The sequence below is a fragment of the Streptomyces sp. NBC_01320 genome, assembly GCF_035974375.1.
Lineage (GTDB): Bacteria > Actinomycetota > Actinomycetes > Streptomycetales > Streptomycetaceae > Streptomyces > Streptomyces yanii.
This window is the reverse complement of sequence record NZ_CP108390.1, coordinates 11,425,355-11,443,263: the sequence shown is the minus strand read 5'-3', so window position 1 is coordinate 11,443,263 and position 17,909 is coordinate 11,425,355. Positions and strand designations below refer to the sequence as shown.

Genomic DNA, 17,909 nt, shown 5'->3' with positions numbered 1-17,909 from the left:
TCTCGACGGCCCTGCGCCAGATCCTCCGCTCCGCGCGGGTCGAACCATCCGACGGCGGGAGCCTGCACAGACATGGCAGACCGCGCCATCGGCGTCGACGAGCTACTCCCCTGCCTCCGGGTGCGCCTCGCGCCAGGCGGCCACCGCCCGGTTCCAGTCGTCTCCGGTCAACGCGGTGAGCGCGGCGGGGAAGAGCCCGTCCTCCTCCTTGGCGATGTGCCGGTACAGCTCGTCCACGGCGTCGAGAAACCTCCGGCGGTCGTCCGGATCACCGAGGTCGGCCGCGGCCAGCAACTGGTCCAGTTCACGGTGTTCGCGTTCGAGGTTCGCGATGTACGCCGCGTACTCGGCGTCCTGCCGCATCACCGCGAACAGGCCGTTCTCCTCGCCGCGCCAGTGCGCCCGAAGCACTTCGGCCATGCCGCGCAGCAGACCCTGGGCCGCGGCGGTCTCGCCTCGTGCCGGCGCCCGGACCGCGCTCCCCGCGAGGTCGGTCGCCGTCTCGTGCTCGACGATGAGGTCCTTGATCAAGGAGATCTCGCGGCAGCCGCAGTAGTGACACACCCGGAAACCGCCCTTGCTCAGGAGCCGATGCGCCACCACCCAGGACGCAGCGGACGCGGGCCCAGGCGTCACGGCTCGCGGCGGCGGCAGACGATGCCGGGGTGGAACGCTACTGCAGCGGGGCGCTGAACATGTGCACCAGCCGCGTGAAGGACCTGGGACGCCTGGATCGGGGAGAAGCCGGCGATCCGGTCCGGGCCATGGGCCCCCAGGGAACCCTTGGCCCCTGGGGCGGCCGGCAAGCTCGCCCGCCCCAGGGGCCAAGGGCCCGCGACGGGCCGCGTCGCTGTCAGGACTGGGCCAGACGCTGGAACATGGCTTCGATCTGGGCCTGGTTGGCGATCAGGGGCAGAGTGTCGAAGTACAGCTCCCACTCGCCCGCCGGACCGAAGCGCTCCACGATCCCGAAGGGGACGTTCGTGCCCTTCGTACTGGTGACGGTGCCGTGCCACTCCACGAAGGTGTGCGTGCGACCGAACGCGACCTGGCCCGGCTTCAGCCGGACGTCGGCGTGGTCGAAGAGCCGGCGGAGATAGGCCGCCTTGCCGTCGGCGGTCCTGAGGGGCGCGGCGAGGCCGGGTGCGGTCAGGCGGCCGTGTCCGGCGCCGCCGACGAGAGCGTCGACGTCCTCGGTGTTCCAGGCCGCGAGCCGCGCCGTGATGTCCCCGGCGCGGAAGGGGCGCGGCGCGGGACCCCGGCCGGCGTCGGCCGCCGGGCCCGTGTCCGCGTCCGGACCCGTGTCCGCGACACCCTCGAACAGGTTGCGCAGCTCCGGGGCGGCGGAGCGGAACACGGTGTACCGGTCGTATTGACTTCCGCTCCCTGCCCTAATGGGCGGGGGTTCCTACCACGGTCGTCTGACCGTCTCGGTGGGTTCCTGCTTCACCGCGCTGTGCCGGTACGAGTACCGGTCTTACCTGCGCTCCACAGGCTGACACCGCCAGTCTGGCGGCCTTGGCGACGTTGACCGCCGCGTTGATGTCCCGGTCGAGGACAGTCTCGCAGGCCGCGCAGGTCCATACGCGGATGTGCAGGGGCTTGGGGCCGTCCTTGACGCCGCAGGCCGAACAGACCTGAGAGGTGGGCTCGAAGCGTCCGATTCGGAAGAACTGCCGCCCGTGCAGCGCGGCCTTGTACTCCAGCATCGCGACGAAGGCGGACCATCCGGCGTCGTGCACCGACTTGGCCATGCGTGTGCGCGCGAGTCCTCTGACCGCCAGGTCTTCCACTGCCACCGCTTGGTTCTCGCGAATGATCCGTGTGGAGAGCTGGTGGTGAAACTCGCGCCGCGCGTCGGCCACCTGTGAGTGAGCGCGGGCAACCTTGATACGGGCCTTGTCCCGGTTGTTGCTGCCCTTGGTCTTACGGGACAGGCGTCGCTGTTCCCGCTTGAGTTTCCTCTCCGCCCGGCGCAGGAAGCGCGGGGCGGAGATCTTCGTGCCGTCGGAGAGGACCGCGAAGTGTCCAAGACCGAGGTCGATGCCGACGACCGGTTCCACGCCGGGCAGCGTCCGGGGAGCGGTCTCGACGACGAAGGACGCGAAGTACCTGCCGGCCGCGTCCTTGACCACGGTCACCGTGGACGGGACCGAAGGCAGAGCGCGGGACCACTTCACCCGCACATCACCGATCTTCGGCAACGACAGGTCCCCGCCGGGGGCGATCTTCCACCGGGCGTTCGCGGTGAAACGGATCGAGTGCCGGTTGTCCTTGCGGGACTTGAAACGCGGTTCGGCGATCTTCGGCCCCTTGCGGGTGCCGTGCATCGACGCGAAGAAGTTCGAGTACGCGGTGTCCAGGTCCCGGAGGGACTGTTGCAGCACCACGGCGGATACTTCGGCGAGCCATGCCCGCTCGGGGGTCCTCTTCGCCTCGGTGATGACCTGCTTGGACAGGTCCCCGATCTTTGGATACGACCTGCCCTGTTCGTGGGCATCCTTGCGGGCGCGCAACGCGTCGTTGAACACGACGCGGGCGCACCCGAACGCCTGGGCCAGCGCGGCGCGCTGAGGACCGTTCGGATACAGGCGGAAGCTGTACCGAAGCTGCATGTCAATCACCATACATACTTGGGTTATGGCTGACATGCAGAACATCAGGACTGGTCGTCTCTGCACTTTCGCCCTCCACGCGCACTTGGTCTTCGTGACGAAGTACCGGCACAAGGTCTTCACCGACGCACACCTCAAGCGGATGGAGGAGATCATGCGCGCGGTGTGTACGGACTTCGAATGCGAGCTGGCCGACTTCAACGGCGAGAACAACCATGTGCACCTGCTCGTGAACTTCCCGCCCAAGGTTGCCCTGTCCAAACTGGTCAACTCCCTCAAGGGCGTCTCCTCCCGCAGGCTCCGTCAGGAGTACCCCGAACTGGTCCGGCACTACTGGCGGGCACAGCGCCTGTGGTCCGGCTCCTACTTCGCCGGATCAGCCGGCGGAGCTCCGCTGTCAATAGTCCGTCAGTACATCGAGCAGCAGAATCGTCCGCTATGACCTGCGGGTCACAGCACTTCTCAGAATCGCTTCACCACCGGGTTGAAGCCCGATGCACTGCGATCAATCCCGGTAGCAGCGCGATCCCGCTGCCCGGCGGGTCCGGCACCCCCGGACCTGCCGGGCAGCAGCAACGCACCCTGCATCGACGCCGTGACCGCCACCAGCTGCTGATCACCCGGAACGGGGGCCGTCAGATGCGACGGCCCCGGCCTCGAACCGTCAGGGTCCCGGATGGCGTGCCGCGCCCAGCAGCTGCGCTTCCCGGCAACGCCATAGGGGGCGGCGGGCGCTGGGCCGCTGGTACGACATGGCGCTGGTCGCCGATGGCTGGCCCTACCACGTCCGTGCGGCCCGACTCCAGCGATATTGCCTCACCAAAGTGGTCGATTGCCCCATACACATGCGAACCTCTGTCGCATCTGTTTCCTCGGCCGGAATGTCCGCGCGTTGCCGCGGCCGAGGTGAACTTCGCCCCGCCCCCGTTCGATCGATGAGGGAAGTGGTGACCGCCGTGGTCATGGAGCAGAGCAGGTCCACCGGGAGAACGTCTGCTGTGGCACGGTCACGGGCTCGGCTCGGTGCGGCCGTGGCGGTGGTTCTCATCCTGTCGCCTTTTGGAGCGTGGTTGTTGGCGCTCGCGGACCTGGTGCCTGCCGGTGCGTCCGTCGTCTGTGCGCTAACCGGTGGGCTCGCGGGTTTCGTCCTGCTTGCGGAGCTGTGCCAGGAAACCCGGTTGATCCGTTGCTCGATGTCACGCGTGACCGTCCGCACGCTGACCGGGCAGCGATCCGTGGACCTCACGCGTATCAAGGACGTCCGGCTGCTCACCGGTTTCAGCTACGGCAGCGCTTCCCGCACGGTCGTGGTGCGTGACCGGGACGGTGTACGCGTCGGCCTCACCTCAGCCAGGAGCCGGCGAGCCCTTGTGCGTGCGTTGGAAGGGGCACGCGGCGGCCTGGAAGGCGGGCCGCGCGTCAGCCCGGCCGCACGGGCTCATCTCGGCTTCGGGGTTGCCTGGCATCGGACCGTGCACACCGCGCTCAGTTTCCTTGTGCTGGTGACGTCCCTCTCTCTGTACATCGCGGTCGTCCTGAAACTCGCGGGCTTTTAGAACTCCCAGCGAAATGATCTTCGGGGTGATGGGATCACTCCGGGACTGACGATCCAGGGGTGGGGGGTGGGTCGGGCCGAAGCCGTGAGAAGTCGATGACGAGTTGTGGGCGGTGATCGAGCCGCTGCTGCCGAAGGCGAGCGCCGGACCCGGCATCCCGGGCGCAGGCGGTATACGGACCGGCTGGTCTTCCAGGGCATCCTGTTCGTGCTGCATCCCGGGATCGCCTGGAACACCTGCCGCAGGAACTCGGTTCCGGCTCGGGCATGACGTGCTGGCGCCGCCCGGCCGAGTGGAGCGAGGCCGGTGTGTGGCCCCGTCTGCACGAGGTGCTCCTGGCGAAGCTGCGGGGCGCGAACGCCCTGGAGTTCTCCGGGGCGGCGGTCGGCGGCTCCCATGTCCGGGCGTCAAAAGGGGCTCCACGACGGGACGGAGCCCTGTTGACCGGGGCAGGACCGGCAGCAAGCACCCTCTGATCACCGACGCCACCGGCATCCCGCTCGCCGCCACCCTGACCTGCGGCAACCGCAACGACGTCGCCCAGCTCATCCCCCTGCTCGAAGCAGTGCCACCGGTGCGGGGCAAACGCGGCCGGCCCACGCGCCGCCCCGACGCGGTGCTGGGCGACCGCGGCTACGACCACAACAAGTACCGCCGCCTCGTGTGGACAGGTGTGGCACGCCGGGTGTGACACCTCGGGCATGGCGAGGGGCCCGCAGCAGCAGCTGTGAGCATGCAACGGCGGTGACCTGGGCGGGCGATGGGGAACGCTGATCCCGGAGGCAAACTGCTGAGCCACGGCGCAGGTCGCCTCGCAGGGGTCTGCCGCGCCGGACTCCTCACGCTGTTGCCGGTGTCTGCTGGTGAGAAGTGGGGGCCGACGGGTGACGCCTGCTTGCGTCACCGTTTCTGAGCCGGGGCGGGCCTCAGAACGACGCTTCCTCACCCGCCAGCAGTGCCAGTCCGAGCGGGGTCAGGCTGTGCAGGACGGACGGGCCCGTCCGGGCGGTGTCCACCAGTCCGGCGTTCCGCAGAACGGTGGCGTGCTGGCTGGCCGTTGCCAGGGAGATCCCGACACGCTCGGCGAGCTCGGTCGTGGTGGCCGGGACGCGTAGAACGGCGAGCACAGCTGCCCTTGTCCGGCCCAGCAGTGGTCCCAGCACGTCGAACGAGAAGGCCGGCTCCTCGGCGAGAAGCATCGGATGGACCAGGACCGTCGGCTTCTCCGGCCGGTACATCACCAGGGCGCTCACCGCGAACCAGGACGGTACGAGCAGCAGTCCGCGGCCGCACAGTGGGATGTCGTGCCGGGACGTCGACGGGAGGGTCAGTACGGGCGCCTGCCAGCTCCATGTGGGGCTGAGCGTGGTGAGCAGGGCGTCGACCCCGCCGCGTAGCAGCATCTCGGCGCGCACCGCCCGGTCGGCCATGGCGTCGGCCCTCACCCGTGGCCACAGCGGGGCGACCGTTGAGGTGAAGTACGCCTGGAGGTCGCGCTGCAGGGCCCGCCGTGCCGCCGGTAAGCCGTTCGCGAGCTCTCGCGCCCACCGGCTCGGCTGCTCCAGGGAACCGTTCCACCCGGGTGTGTCCGCCAGGCCCAGGTCCAGGGCCAGTTGTTCGGCGGAAGTTGCGGTGACGAGGTCGAGTGCGGTGGCGAAGTCCCGGGCCGTCGGCTGTTGAAGGAAGTCCGGCAGAAATCCGTTGCGGGGAACCAGGTCGAGCAGGACACCGGGCCGGGGGCGGGTCTCCTGCATCGCTTTGTGCCACTGGCTGAGGGCGGGGCGCGTGGGGCCCCCGGTGGCCGTCCCGCCCCGCAGACGTCGCACGCTGAGCGCCGTTTCCAGCAGGGCGTCGGGAGCCTGGGCCACCGTGACCCGGCGCAGGTCGGCGTCGGTGAAGTGTAAGCGGATCACGCCGCCTGATTATCGGCCCGGCCACGCCTTTGCGCGAGGGCCGAAAGGCGTGGCCGGATCACGTATCGGCCAGGCTCCCGTGCGGCACGCCGGTCCACGAACTCCTGGAGGTCCCAACGATGCGCGCCACCTCACGATTCCTCTGTCTCCTCGCTGCCGTCCTCGCGGCCGTCTTCGGCGGTACTCCCGAGCGGGCCGTCGCCCGCCCGCTGCCTCGCACCTACGTCGTCTCCGACACCGTTCCTAACCAGTGTTGCCCGGCGGGGAGGACCGGTTGGACCGGCCACGCCCGCAGCCCGACCGGTCCGACCGGCATCGGGCCCTCATGGCCGCCGCTCCACTGGAATGCGCTGTCGGGCGGACGGGCCCGGACCGTCGGCAACCATGCACCCCCACTGCTCGGCGAAAGCCCCCCAGAGCGTGCGCAGCCGCTTCTCCTCGTGCCCCGCCTCGGCAACGACTCCGCCCGGTTCAAGGCCCAGGGCGTGCAGCGGAGCGACGTCTGCCGCGCCCCAGGTGCGTATGTCGTCGGCCAGCACCTCGGGGTGGAACTGGACACCCCACACGGCCGTGCCGATCCGGTACGCCTGGTGGGTGCAGCGCTCGCTGGTGAGCAGCGGAACGGCGCCCTCGGGCAGGGTGGCCGTCTCCTCCCAGTGCCACTGCACTGCGCGCAACCAGCTGTCCTGGTCAAGGAGTGGCGCGAACAGTGGGTCGGTGAAGGCTGCTTGATGGGGTATCAGGTCGTTGAGTCCGACTTCGGGCAGGGCGGCGTGCCGGACCTCGCCCCCGCAGGCCACTGTCAGCAGTTCCATGCCCAGGCAGATCCCCAGTGTGGGAAGGTCCCGGGTTACGGCCTGCCGCAGCAGTTTGCGCACCTGCGGCAGCCAAGGTGCCTGCTCCTCGTCGTGGGGGCCCATGGATCCGCCGAGGACCAGCAGCCCGTCGTATGCGTCCAGGGTTCGGGGCAGTGTGTCGCCGGCCCAGGGGCGGCAGAGGTCGATCACCAGGCCCTGTTCGGCGAGGCGTTCACCGAACTGGGCCGGGCCCGTGCCGTCCTCGTGCTCCACGACGAGCACCCGCGCGCCGCTCACAGCCGCCCCGCCTCGACGATGCGGCGCAGGAAGGCGCGGGTGCGCTCCTGCTGGGGGTCGCCGAAGATCTGCTCGGGCGGCCCTTCCTCCAGCAGTACGCCCTGATGAAGAAAGCACACCTTGTTCGACACCTCCCGGGCGAAGCCCATCTCATGGGTGGCCAGCAGCATGGTCATGCCGCCCTCGGCCAGTTCGCGGACGATGGCCAGTACTTCGGCGACGAGTTCGGGGTCGAGGGCCGAGGTGATCTCGTCGAGGAGCAGTGCGCGGGGGCCGGTGGCCAGGGCGCGTACGATGGCCACCCGCTGCTGCTGACCGCCGGAGAGCCGGTCGGGCATGCTGTCGGCCTTGTCGGCCAGGCCGACGCGCGCGAGCAGGGCGCGCGCCTGCTCCTCGGCCTCGGCGCGCGGTATCCCGCGCACCTGCATCGGCGCGAGGGCGACATTGCGCACCACGCTCATGTGCGGGAACAGGTTGAAGTGCTGGAAGACCATGCCGACATCGCGTCGCAGCCGGTCCACATCGGTGCCGCGGCCGGAGGCGACATCACCGCCGACCCGGATCTCACCCCCGCTGATCTCCTCCAGGCCGTTGATGCAGCGCAGCAGGGTGGACTTGCCGCTGCCGGAGGCGCCGATCAGGGTCACCACCTGGTGCTGGGCCACGGTCAGGTCGATGCCGCGGAGCACGGGGGTCTGCCCGTAGCTCTTGTGCACCCCGTCGATCTCGATGAAGGCCATGTCAGGCTCCCTTGGCGCGGCGCTGCTCACGTGCCACCAGCCGGTCCACCAACCGGGCCTGCGGGATCGTGATGAGGATGAAGAGCGCCGCGACCACGGTCACCGAGGACAGGTTGAAGTGGTTGGACGCGAAGATCTTCGACTGGTTGAAGGCGTCGATGGTGCCGATGACGTTCACCAGTGCGGTGTCCTTCTGCAGGCTGATGAAGTCGTTGAGCAGCGGTGGTACGACGCGGCGGGTGGCCTGCGGCAGCACCACATGGCGCAGCGTGGCACTGTGCGAGAGGCCGAGTGAACGGGCCGCCGCGCTCTGGCCGGGTGCGATGGACTCGATGCCGGCCCGGAACACTTCGGCGACGTACGCGCCGTAGGTGAGGGTGAGCGCGAGGATCGCGAACCACACCGGGCTGAGCGAGCTGAGTACCGGCACTTCGGCGAGCGGCAGTCCGAAGCCGATCAGATAGATGACGATGATCGCCGGTACGGCGCGGAAACCGTCGATGTACGCCGTGGCGAGCAGTCGCAGCGGGCGGCCGGTACGCCCCGGTGCCATCCGGGCGAGAGCGAGCGCCAGTCCCCAGAGGAGGATCAGGATCTGCGCGGCGCCGGCGATGAAGAGGTTGGTGCCGAACGCGGAGGCGGTCTCCCGCAGGCTGATCCCGATCACTTCGCCGTCGAGGAAAGTGCGCTGCACGGCACGGTCATTGGCGAACAGGAACCAGACCGCGCCGAGCAGGACGAGCGCGGCCAGACACCAGCCCAGTACGGTCCGGGCGTCCTCACGGCCCTCGGACGCGGCCCGCCGGGCGTCGGCCCGCCGGTCCTGGGACCAGGCCGCGGCGGCCGCGCGGCCCGAGCGCACAGCCCGCAGCGCGGGCCTCAGCAGGGTGAGCACGGCGACGGCCACGACGACCGCACCGCCGGCGACCGGCAGGCCAAAGCCGGGCAGGGCCTTGCTCACGGACTGGGCAGTGGCGGCGGTCAGTGTCACGGTGACCAGGACGGCCGCCACTGCGGCGGCCGCGAGCGGCAGCGCCGGCCGGGGCCCGGTGGCCTTCGGCGGCTCGGTCCGCTCGGCCTTCAACACAGTCAACAGGTCGCAGGAAACGGTCATTTGGCGCTCCACATCGCGATCGCCGCCGGGTCCCCGCCGAAGGCCTCGGCCAGGTAGGTGGAGGAGAGTTTGTCGAGCGTGCCGTCCGTCTTCATCGCGTCGATGGCCCCATCGAGGGCGGCGGAGTTCTTGCCGCCCTTGGGGTACAGCGCTCCGTAGGACTCGCCGGTGTCGTACTGTCCGATCACCTTGAGCTTGCCCTTGGACTCCTGGGCCTTGCCGAGCACGATGGCGACATCGGTGAGCGCGGCGTCGATCTGGCCTGCCTGGAGCGCGGCCTGCAATTCGACATCGCCCGCGAACACCTTCGGCCGGCTCTTCGGGTGGAGGCGGTCGCGGACGAAGTCGGCGCCCGTAGTGCCCTGCTTCACGCCGAGCCGCAGGCCCCCGATGTTGTCCTTGGTCACCTTGGACCCGGACTTGACCAGCACGCCGATGTCGGAGGAGAAGTACGGCGATGAGAAGTCCACCACCTTGCGGCGGGCTTCGGTGATGGAGATCTCCGCGAGCGCCATGTCGAAGTCCTGGGCCTTGCCCGCGACGAGCGCGTCGAAGGACACATTGCGCACGGTGAGCTTGGACAGGCCGGCCCGGTAGGCGAGATTCGCGGCCATGCAGTACTCGTATCCGCTGTCGATCTGACGCACGGTGTCGCCGTTCCACCAGCCGGGGCTGGGAAGGTCACCGACCACGGTGAGCGTGCCCTTCTCGACGGTCTTGAGGTGAATCGAGCCGCGGGTGCCGGTCACCTTGCACGTGCCGTAGGCGCGGGACCCCTTGGCATCGGTGGTGTGGGTGGTGGAGTCATCGCTGCCGACCGCGGAACCGCCGCAGGACGTGAGGGCCGCGAGCAACGCGGCGGTGAGTGCGGGCAAGGCAAACGTACGGACGCTGCGCATGGAGCTCCTAGAGGAGAGGTGCCGGGAAGCAGTGGCGCCACATTGCCCAAAACGTTTTTGTACGTCAAGACCTCGAGGTCAGCGAAAGAAAAACGTTTTGGGGTTCGAGGGTGCGGACAGACCGTTCTCTGGCACTCTTGAGGCCGCCGCGCGTTGGAGCTCGGTGGATGACACGGAGGGGCGACCAAAGCATGACCAGCCGGAAATCGACACGGGCCGGGGAGGTCGGCCGGCGGATCGGTATCCGCGACGTGGCGCAGGCCACCGGCCTGTCCATCACCACCGTGTCCCACGCCCTGCACGGCAAGGGCCAGATCGCCCCGGCCACCCGCGAGCGCGTCCGCCGCGCCGCCGAGGAACTCGGCTACCGCCCCGACCCCGTGGCCCGCGGACTGGTCTCCGGACGCACCGGCATCCTCGGACTGGCCGTAGGCCATATGTCGGACCGCCCGTGGGCCGGCACCTACCGCCCGTACTATGCGGCGTTCTCCGCCGGCGCCACCATGACCGCCGTCGAGCGGGACTACGCCCTCGTCGTCGTCCCGAGCGATCCGGCCTCCGGGCTGTGGGCCCGCGTCCCCATGGACGGCCTCATCATCGTCGACCCGGTACGGGAGGACCCGCTGCTCGCGGACTGCGCGCGCCGCCGCATGCCGGTGGTCACCGACGGCCGCCCCATCGACCCGGGATACGAGGATGTACCCACCGTGGAGAGCGACTTGGAACATGGCATGGCCGAAGTCCTCGACCACCTGCGGGACTCCGGCGCCAGACGGGTCGGCCTCCTGTCGGGCCCGGAACCCGACGCGTACACCCAGGATTGCGAGCGCCTCTACCGCGAGTGGTGCGCCGCGGCCGGCCGGCCGGCGCTCGTCGAGACACCGGCTGCCGCCGAGGATCCGGTGGAGGCGGCGCTACGGCTTCTGTCCGGCCCCGACCGCCCGGACGCGGTCCACGGCCTCAACGAGACATACGGCCAGGCCCTGGTGATCGCGGCCCGGAGGCTGAACCTGCGCATCCCCGACGACCTGATGGTCAGCGTGATGCGCGAGAGCGACCAGTCCTGCGGCACCGAGGACTGGGATGTACCGCTGACCGCCCTGAGCCTGGACGCACGCCGCCTGGGCGCCGAATCCGTGACGATGCTGATCGATGTCCTGGACGGAAAAACACCGCGCAATGTGATGGTGCCGTGCACCGTCGTGGTCCGGAGGTCCACACTGCGTACGTCAGCTTCTCGGCCGTAGACGACCGAGCTTGTCGGCTCAGTCGTCTACGCCTTGTCGCGCTCCTGACTGCCCCCTACGACAGGGCGGTCACGGGTCGCATCCACCAGCCAGGGAGGTCAAGCCCTTTGTGGTACGGGTCCGTTGACGAGAACCCACGCCGAGCGTGCGCGGTTGCGCACGTCGACCCCGGCGACGTGACCGGCGGGGCCGGCGAGCCCGCACCGACGACAGGAGCCCGGCCGGCGTGGGCTCGTGCTTGTCCTGCTTGCCTCTCCCCCACATGCCGGCGCTTGTCCTCATCCACCGGATCCGCGAGGAGGCCGGCCACCGCGCCTGCGTACTGTGGCCGCGGTCGGGGACGGGGTCCCGGGCGGGACACGGGTCCGTGCCGGTACGGGGCATCAGCATCAAGACCTGCGGATCGGCGGTTGCCGCGAAGGGCTCCAGCCCGCGGACGAAATCGAGGTGCGCGTGACCTGCGGTGTTGACAAACTGCGCCGGTGAACCGTGAACAGATATCCAGGATCGCCCATGCTGATCACCCGATAAAGTCTCCGCTCGACGACGACTCGGTGCGCCGGCTGCTGGAACGGGGGCTCCCGCGCGGCGACGAGCGTGTACTCGACCTTGGTTGCGGCGGCGGGGAGTGGCTCCTGCGCGCCCTGGCCACGCGCCCGCGCCTGCACGCCGAGGGCGTGGACATCTCCGAGGACGCCCTGGCACAGGCCCGCCGGGCCGCGAGCGACCTCGGCGTCCAAGAGCGCCTGACCCTCCATCACCAGGAGGCCGGGGACTTCGTCTCCTCGCACTCGTTCGACCTGGTGCTCAGCGTCGGGGCCACGCATGCCTTCGGCGGTCTGCTCCCCACCCTCGCGGCGGCCCGCAAGCACCTGGCTCCCGGCGGCCGCGTCCTTATCGGTGAGGGGTTCTGGGACCGTGCCCCTTCCCAGGAGGCCGTCGAGATGCTCGGGGACTTCACCGACCTGGCGACCACCGTCGACCGCGTCGTCGCCGACGGGTGGACTCCTGTCGACGGGCACGTCAGCACACGCCGTGAGCTGGACGACTACGAATGGGCCTGCTGGGGGTCGCTGGCCTCATGGGCCCTGGACCACCCTGCCGATCCGGACAGCTCGCACGCGCTCACGACAGCCACCACCCGCCGCTCCGAATGGCTGCGCGTCTACCGGGACACCTGGGGCTTCGTCTGTCTGGTCCTGCGCCGGGCGTCCGACCGCCCGTGAACCAGCCCCGGTGCTTCAGGGCCCGTCCCGGCAGATCACACCGCTGCGACGCGGCGGCCGGCCCAGCCGCTTGCGCTGCAGGGCCGGTGATCCCGGGGCAGGACGAGGGGACGTGCCAGGACACGACCTGGGCCGCGGGAGCCGTGGCAGCCGGCGGGTGCGGGGCCCTGGTGGCGGTGCGGGGTCAGGCCGTCCCGTCCAGGGCCTGGACGGCCGCCTTGGCCGCCTTCTCCACCAGCTGGACGCCGTCCGCCATGCTGACGCTGCCCCGCGACAGCACGGCCACCAGGCGGTCGTGTCCGTCCACCCGGACCAGACCGATGCTGTTGACGTCCCAGCGGCCTGTCGCGGTCCGCTGCAGCCAGCCGTTCTTCAGGCCGGTGACGGGGCCGGCCGCAGAAACGCCCCAGTCCTGGTCTGCCGCTATGCCGCCCATGAGGCCGCGCAGGTAGGCGCGGGACGCCTGGTCCAGTGGGGAGTCGGTGCCGAAGACGGCGCTCAGCAGGGCGAGCTGATCGGTCGCGGTGGTCTGGGTGAGCCCCCAGTGCCCGTCGCCGCCGCCGGTCGTGCCGGTCAGGCCGAGCCTGCGGTTGGCGGCGTCCAGGCCCGGCGCCTGGCCGATCACGCGCCACAGCGCGTCGGCGGACGCGTTGTCACTGATCCGGATCATGGACGCGGCGGACGCCTTCTCCTGCGCCGTGAGCCCGCGGTGCTGGTCCTGGGCCTTGAGCAGCAGGGCCGCCAGGATGTCGACCTTCACGATGCTCGCCGTGTCGTACGTCGTCCCCGCCCGCACGCCGTACCGTGCCGCGCGGCCGTCAGCCGGATCGAGCACCGCCACCGACAGCGAGGCGGGGGTGGCCGCCACGACCGGCGCGAGCCGCCGGGCCAGCGCCTGGTCAGGAGCCACACCGGGAGCCACACCGGTCCCGGCGGTCCGCAGGGCCGCCGCGGACACCGACGGCGAGTGCGCCACCGTGGCCGGCGCGGACGGCAGCGTGAGGCTCGCGGCCGCCCGGGCGACGCCGGGCGCCGGCTCCGCCATCGGGCCCGGCCGCGAAACGGCCCTGGCCGCGTCGGCCCTGGCCGCGTCGGCGAAGCCGCCCGTCGCCGCCCAGCCGGTCATGACGAGCGCGAGCGCGGCCAGGGCGTAGCGCGAAGAGTGGTGCCGGGCGAACGTGGCGACCAGCGGAGCGAACGAATGGCGAGACATGGCGCGAGGATAAAAAGACCATCCGTGAAATAGCTATGTCCCACGTAACAGCTACGTGACGCAGTTCGTGATTCCGCACACACCCACTCATAAAAGGACCATGAGGAAGTAGCGCTCAATGAGGTCATCAATGACCTTTTCGTGCGGGTCCAGCCGCTCACAGCGACCATGACGGGGTTCACAACTGTTGGGCCGGCACATCGTTTTGGCGAACATGGACACGATGGGGTGATCGGCGCGATGAGCTGCGGGCATGCCCGGCGGGGTGTGGGTCACGTTCTCGGTGCGATCTGGGACGCCGGGTGTGGTGTCAGCAGTCGGGGCCCCCGTGTCACCAGCGAGATGGTTCGGGGCCTCCCCGTCGCCTCCGGCCACACCCATATGGCCGGGTCGTAGGGATTCCGCCCGCCTGGGACGGAGCGCATACGGGATATGCGTCGCCGCCCGGGATGCGAAAGCGGAGGACCAGTGCGCCCAAGACCGTTCGGGGCGTGCCGGTGAGCCAGGACTCACTCCTGCTCACTGCCCAGGAACGGTTCCTCTCCCACGACGGACGGGAATGACGGGAACGGCCGAGGAAGAAGCCCTTTTGCTGCTGCGGCGACTCGGTCGAGAGCGCGCGTTCGGCCGGCACGGACCGTCTCGTCCGGGCAGGACCGGATGCGCTCCTCGCCGGAGGTTCGCCGAGCGGCATGCGACGCTGCGCACCCGGCAGGCCGGCGAGGGCGCGCCGCTCACCGGCGGAATACGAAGACGGGTCTGCCGTCGCTGGTACAACCGACGTCGAACCTCACTCACCCGGCGGCAGGACGGACCCATGGGTTTCAGCGACAGCGGCGCGCACCGGGCCAGGGCAATCGGCCGGTACGGTCTGTGGACCACGGCTCTGCACGCCCCGGACTCGTCCCGCGATACGGAAGTCGCCGAGGCCGCCGCGGAACTGGAGGAACTCGGCTACGGCGCCCTGTGGCTCGGCGGCAGCGGCGTCGAGCACGCGGCCCCGCTGATCGAGGCGACCTCGGCCATCACCGTCGCCACTGGCATCCTCAGCATCTGGCAGTACGAGGCGCAGGACACGGCCGCCCGCTGGTCCGCCCTGGAGGCCGCCCACCCCGGCCGGTTCCTGCTCGGCCTCGGAGTCAGCCACGCCAGGCTCGCCGAGCAGTACAAGCGCCCGTACGCGGCGATGAACGACTATCTGAGCGCACTGGACGCGGCCGGAGTCCCGGCCGGCCGCCGGGTGCTGGCCGCCCTCGGTCCGAAGATGCTCGAGCTCGCCCGCGACCGCGCCGCGGGCGCCCACCCGTACCTGGTCACCCCGGAACACACCGCCCAGGCACGTGAGAAGCTCGGCAAGGGCCCGCTGCTCGCACCGGAGTTCACCGTGGTCCTGGAGGCCGATCCGGACCGCGCACGGGCGACCGCCCGCCGGATGCTGGCGTTCTACCTGCTCCTGCCCAACTACACCAGCAACTGGCTGCGCCTGGGGTTCACCGAGGACGACTTCGCAGGCGGCGGCAGCGACCACTTGATCGACACGCTCTTCGGCTGGGGTGACGAGCAACGGGTGCGCGAGCGGATCGATGCTTTCCTCGACGCGGGCGCCGACCACGTCGCCGTGCAGACGCTGGCCCCGGCCGGCGATCAAGCCGCCCTGCCCCGGGAGCACTGGCGGCGGTTGGCTGCCGCGCTGGAACTTTGAAAGGTGCCGCAGGGGCCCGGCGGGCATTTCCAGGACCAGGCCGCGCCTTTCCCGGGAACGCTGCGGACCGTGAGCTGCGCGTCGATGCCGTGCGGGGTGGCGCGGCGGGCGCTCTTCCGGGTGCCCCCACGCGCGCGCGAATGAGGCGCCGCTACGTGTCGAAGTCGTAGCCGCGATCGGCGAGCAGCCGCCGGGGCCGGTGGCGTGGCCGGCCGCGCCGGCCCCGAGGCCATTGCAGCGGCACTCGGGGCGACCGCGTCCAGTTGGCGGCCCGTCCTGCCCCGGCGTGATCCTCGTACAGGGCCTCCGAGATCCCCGACGGCCCCGTTGGGATCTCACCCGCGCGCCGGGCGAAGTTCCTCACATTCACGGCGTCGCGCAGCCAAGTAGCTGACGGACCATCATCATCCTTTGCGGTCACGGCCGTTCACGGATCGATTACACCCTCTTGCACAGCACACCCGACATGCACATGCTAGTCATCGCGAGTTCTACTCGCATAGATCCGCCGACGGCAACACGGCTTCATCCTGAACGCGCACCCCCCTTTCGCCGGCGCCCCGCCACCACACGGGGCGCCGCACGCTCACAGGAGGAACCTTGAACAGACGTATGACGCGACGCAACGCCCTGGCGCTCACCCTGTGCGCCACGACGGTCGTCGCGCTGGCGGGCGCCGCCGCACCCGCGGCGGGCGCAGCGGCACGGCCGCAGACCCCGGCGGCCGCTTCGTCGTCGACGGTGACCCGCGTCGAGGACCGGACGGCAAAGGCAGTGGCCGCGTCGCTGGCGAACGTTCAGTGGCGGGAGGAACTGCGTTCGGCGGTACTGAAGTCGAACGAGGTCGATCTGCGCGCGGTGACCGCGGGTGCGGCAAGCGCGGCGGGCAAGGGGCTGGCGGGCGCGGTGGCCGGCGCCGACCGGCGGATCGTGACAGCGAAGGGGCTGGACAGCAGTGTGGGTTCACTGCTGCGGCTGCGGCTGGGCACGCAGGCGATGAAGAAGGAACTGACTGCGGGGACAAGCCCGTTGGTGGCGGTGACGACGCAGGATGACGACGCGGCGACGGTGACGGCGTACGACAGCCGGGGCCGGGCGCACACCTTGGACGCGACGAAGGCGCCGCAGCAGGCGGTGTATGTGATCGACCTGGACGTGTCCAAGGCGGTGGCGGCGGGCCTGGACCTGCTGGACAAGGAGCTGGCGAAGGACGGCCTGACCACACCGGCGGCCGACCGGGGGACGGCGGCGAGCGCAACGGCGGCGACCGGCGGTTTCTGGACGACCAAGGTCGACGCGGTGTACCTCAACGACGACGAGGAGCCGTGGACTTCGGGTGACGCGGAGATCTTCTCGCTGGTCAGCGGCTTCGGGCTGGACGGCAAGGTACGGGTGGACTCGGTCGACATGCCCTACCTGGACACGGACCGTCACACGTACTACCCGAACCAGATCCTGGTGAACTGGTCGAACTACAAGTACAACTTGGCCGACGTGGTGATGATGGAGGACGACGGCGACACGAACTACGCCGCGCTCACCAAGGCCATCGCCAACGCGCTGCTGACGATCACCGACCAGGGCGCGTACGTGCCCCTGGTGAACGCGGTCCTGGACGCCATCCCCACGTCCTGGTACACCAACGACCCCGACTATGTGGACTCCTGGTACACACTCGCGGTCAACTCCACCGGCACCCTGCACGGAGCTCGCGGCAACGGCTGGATGCAGGTCTCCAAGTACTGGGTCCAGCAGTTCTGACCTCCCTTTTCAAACCTGCGGCGCCTCCTCGCCGCCACCTCCAGGGCCCGGACTCTCATCGTTCGGGCCCTGGCCCGGCTCAGGACTCATGACGCGGCGGGCGGGACGGGGCACCGCTTTGATGAAACGCTGCCCCGTCCGGCCGGAATTGCTCCCGCCGGGGTGTTCGTCACCGTTCCTGGGCAGTGAGCAGGAGTGAGTCCTGGCTCACCGGCACGCCCCGAACGGTCTCGGGCGCACTGGTTCTCCGCTTTCGCATCCCGGGCGGCGACGCATATCCCGTATGCGCTCCGTTCCAGGCGGGCGGAATCCCTACGACCTGGCCATATGGGTGTGGCCGGAGGCGACGGGGAGGCCCGAACCATCTCGCTGGTGACACGGGGACCCGACCGCTGACACCACACCCGGCGTCCCAGATCGCACCGAGAACGTCACCCACACCCCGCCGGGCATGCCCGCAGCTCATCGCGCCGATCACCCCATCGTGCCCATGCTCGCCAAAACGGTGTGTCTGCCCAGCAGTTGTGAACCCCCACCGCGGACCCGGGGCCGTTCGACGCAATGGCCGAGCAGCCCCGGTCGGTCACGTGACCTGCCGGGGTGAGCCCGGCAGGGGGTGAACCGTACGCCAGGCGTCCTCGTAGCCAGCGCCTGTGAGTCTTCGCCGGCCCCGGGGCATGACCCCGTGACGTGCCGCTCGTCGCGGCAGTCGGGCCCTGGTGTGCGCACCTTCGGCCCCTCGGGATGCGTACGCCCGGGCTCTTGGACCAGGGCCCAGCAGCATTTCCAGGGGCAGGACAAGCGGCGAGAACCCGGCGGCCGCCGGCAT

General features: G+C 70.0%; 15 protein-coding genes and 1 pseudogene. 7 read left to right on the top strand and 9 right to left on the bottom strand.

Translation table 11 applies throughout. From position 1 onward, the window contains the following. Positions 1 to 102: 102 nt before the first annotated feature. The 3 genes from OG395_RS52780 to OG395_RS52770 form a co-directional block, all read right to left on the bottom strand. Positions 103 to 600, bottom strand: coding sequence for a hemerythrin domain-containing protein (locus OG395_RS52780; RefSeq protein WP_327241407.1), 498 nt, complete (start codon positions 598 to 600; stop codon positions 103 to 105). A 253-nt stretch (positions 601 to 853) separates the two neighbouring features. Next, entirely contained in the window at positions 854 to 1,357 is a 504-nt protein-coding gene (locus OG395_RS52775; protein ID WP_327241408.1) for a hypothetical protein, read from the bottom strand. Positions 1,358 to 1,391: 34 nt separating this feature from the next. After that, entirely contained in the window at positions 1,392 to 2,615 is a 1,224-nt protein-coding gene (locus tag OG395_RS52770) for an RNA-guided endonuclease InsQ/TnpB family protein (protein WP_327241409.1), read from the bottom strand. A gap of 25 nt (positions 2,616 to 2,640) precedes the next feature. Between OG395_RS52770 and tnpA the strand changes: the two genes are divergently transcribed. The 3 genes and pseudogenes from tnpA to OG395_RS52755 all read left to right on the top strand — a co-directional run. Beyond that, the gene (tnpA, locus tag OG395_RS52765; RefSeq protein ID WP_327241410.1) at positions 2,641 to 3,057 is read left to right on the top strand and encodes an IS200/IS605 family transposase; all 417 of its coding nucleotides are present in this window, start codon (positions 2,641 to 2,643) and stop codon (positions 3,055 to 3,057) included. Positions 3,058 to 3,817: 760 nt separating this feature from the next. Then, positions 3,818 to 4,171 carry a hypothetical protein gene (locus OG395_RS52760; protein ID WP_327241411.1) on the top strand — a complete coding sequence of 118 codons (354 nt, stop codon included), beginning with the start codon at positions 3,818 to 3,820 and terminating at the stop codon, positions 4,169 to 4,171. 103 nt (positions 4,172 to 4,274) lie between these two features. Continuing rightward, a pseudogene (locus OG395_RS52755) lies at positions 4,275 to 4,829 on the top strand (IS5 family transposase); the annotation flags it as partial. A gap of 268 nt (positions 4,830 to 5,097) precedes the next feature. On the opposite strand, the gene OG395_RS52750 reads toward OG395_RS52755, so the two are convergent. From OG395_RS52750 to OG395_RS52730, 5 genes are all read right to left on the bottom strand, one after another. Then, positions 5,098 to 6,084 carry a winged helix-turn-helix domain-containing protein gene (locus OG395_RS52750; protein ID WP_327241412.1) on the bottom strand — a complete coding sequence of 329 codons (987 nt, stop codon included), beginning with the start codon at positions 6,082 to 6,084 and terminating at the stop codon, positions 5,098 to 5,100. A 323-nt stretch (positions 6,085 to 6,407) separates the two neighbouring features. Further along, complete coding sequence (locus OG395_RS52745; protein WP_327241413.1) at positions 6,408 to 7,178, bottom strand: type 1 glutamine amidotransferase; 771 nt, start codon at positions 7,176 to 7,178, stop codon at positions 6,408 to 6,410. Continuing rightward, positions 7,175 to 7,918, bottom strand: coding sequence for an amino acid ABC transporter ATP-binding protein (locus tag OG395_RS52740; RefSeq protein WP_327241414.1), 744 nt, complete (start codon positions 7,916 to 7,918; stop codon positions 7,175 to 7,177). Before OG395_RS52740 ends, OG395_RS52745 begins: the two co-directional genes overlap by 4 nt. Before the next feature lies 1 nt (position 7,919). Then, positions 7,920 to 9,032 carry an amino acid ABC transporter permease gene (locus OG395_RS52735; RefSeq protein ID WP_327241415.1) on the bottom strand — a complete coding sequence of 371 codons (1,113 nt, stop codon included), beginning with the start codon at positions 9,030 to 9,032 and terminating at the stop codon, positions 7,920 to 7,922. Continuing rightward, complete coding sequence (locus OG395_RS52730) at positions 9,029 to 9,931, bottom strand: ABC transporter substrate-binding protein (RefSeq protein WP_327241416.1); 903 nt, start codon at positions 9,929 to 9,931, stop codon at positions 9,029 to 9,031. Before OG395_RS52730 ends, OG395_RS52735 begins: the two co-directional genes overlap by 4 nt. A 191-nt stretch (positions 9,932 to 10,122) precedes the next feature. Here OG395_RS52730 and OG395_RS52725 point away from each other — a divergent pair, with 191 nt between their 5' ends. Continuing rightward, on the top strand, positions 10,123 to 11,178 hold the full coding sequence (locus tag OG395_RS52725; protein WP_327241417.1) for a LacI family DNA-binding transcriptional regulator: 1,056 nt from the start codon (positions 10,123 to 10,125) through the stop codon (positions 11,176 to 11,178). A gap of 482 nt (positions 11,179 to 11,660) precedes the next feature. Further along, a complete protein-coding gene (locus OG395_RS52720; RefSeq protein ID WP_327241418.1) occupies positions 11,661 to 12,404 on the top strand; it encodes an SAM-dependent methyltransferase in 744 nt (247 codons plus the stop codon). A 184-nt stretch (positions 12,405 to 12,588) separates the two neighbouring features. Here OG395_RS52720 and OG395_RS52715 read toward each other — a convergent pair whose 3' ends face one another. Further along, positions 12,589 to 13,617 carry a serine hydrolase gene (locus OG395_RS52715; RefSeq protein ID WP_327241419.1) on the bottom strand — a complete coding sequence of 343 codons (1,029 nt, stop codon included), beginning with the start codon at positions 13,615 to 13,617 and terminating at the stop codon, positions 12,589 to 12,591. 817 nt (positions 13,618 to 14,434) lie between these two features. Between OG395_RS52715 and OG395_RS52710 the strand changes: the two genes are divergently transcribed. Beyond that, the gene (locus OG395_RS52710) at positions 14,435 to 15,319 is read left to right on the top strand and encodes an LLM class F420-dependent oxidoreductase (RefSeq protein ID WP_327241420.1); all 885 of its coding nucleotides are present in this window, start codon (positions 14,435 to 14,437) and stop codon (positions 15,317 to 15,319) included. A gap of 600 nt (positions 15,320 to 15,919) precedes the next feature. Next, a complete protein-coding gene (locus tag OG395_RS52705) occupies positions 15,920 to 17,080 on the top strand; it encodes a DUF3103 family protein (protein ID WP_327241421.1) in 1,161 nt (386 codons plus the stop codon). Positions 17,081 to 17,909 lie beyond the last annotated feature (829 nt).

Excerpts from the sequence above, each read along its gene's own strand:
- OG395_RS52715 (WP_327241419.1), bottom strand. The coding sequence starts at position 13,617 with ATGTCTCGCCATTCGTTCGCTCCGCTGGTCGCCACGTTCGCCCGGCAC.
- OG395_RS52770 (WP_327241409.1), bottom strand. The coding sequence starts at position 2,615 with ATGCAGCTTCGGTACAGCTTCCGCCTGTATCCGAACGGTCCTCAGCGC.
- OG395_RS52710 (WP_327241420.1), top strand. The coding sequence starts at position 14,435 with ATGGGTTTCAGCGACAGCGGCGCGCACCGGGCCAGGGCAATCGGCCGG.
- OG395_RS52730 (WP_327241416.1), bottom strand. The coding sequence starts at position 9,931 with ATGCGCAGCGTCCGTACGTTTGCCTTGCCCGCACTCACCGCCGCGTTG.
- OG395_RS52725 (WP_327241417.1), top strand. The coding sequence starts at position 10,123 with ATGACCAGCCGGAAATCGACACGGGCCGGGGAGGTCGGCCGGCGGATC.
- OG395_RS52740 (WP_327241414.1), bottom strand. The coding sequence starts at position 7,918 with ATGGCCTTCATCGAGATCGACGGGGTGCACAAGAGCTACGGGCAGACC.
- tnpA (WP_327241410.1), top strand. The coding sequence starts at position 2,641 with ATGGCTGACATGCAGAACATCAGGACTGGTCGTCTCTGCACTTTCGCC.
- OG395_RS52735 (WP_327241415.1), bottom strand. The coding sequence starts at position 9,032 with ATGACCGTTTCCTGCGACCTGTTGACTGTGTTGAAGGCCGAGCGGACC.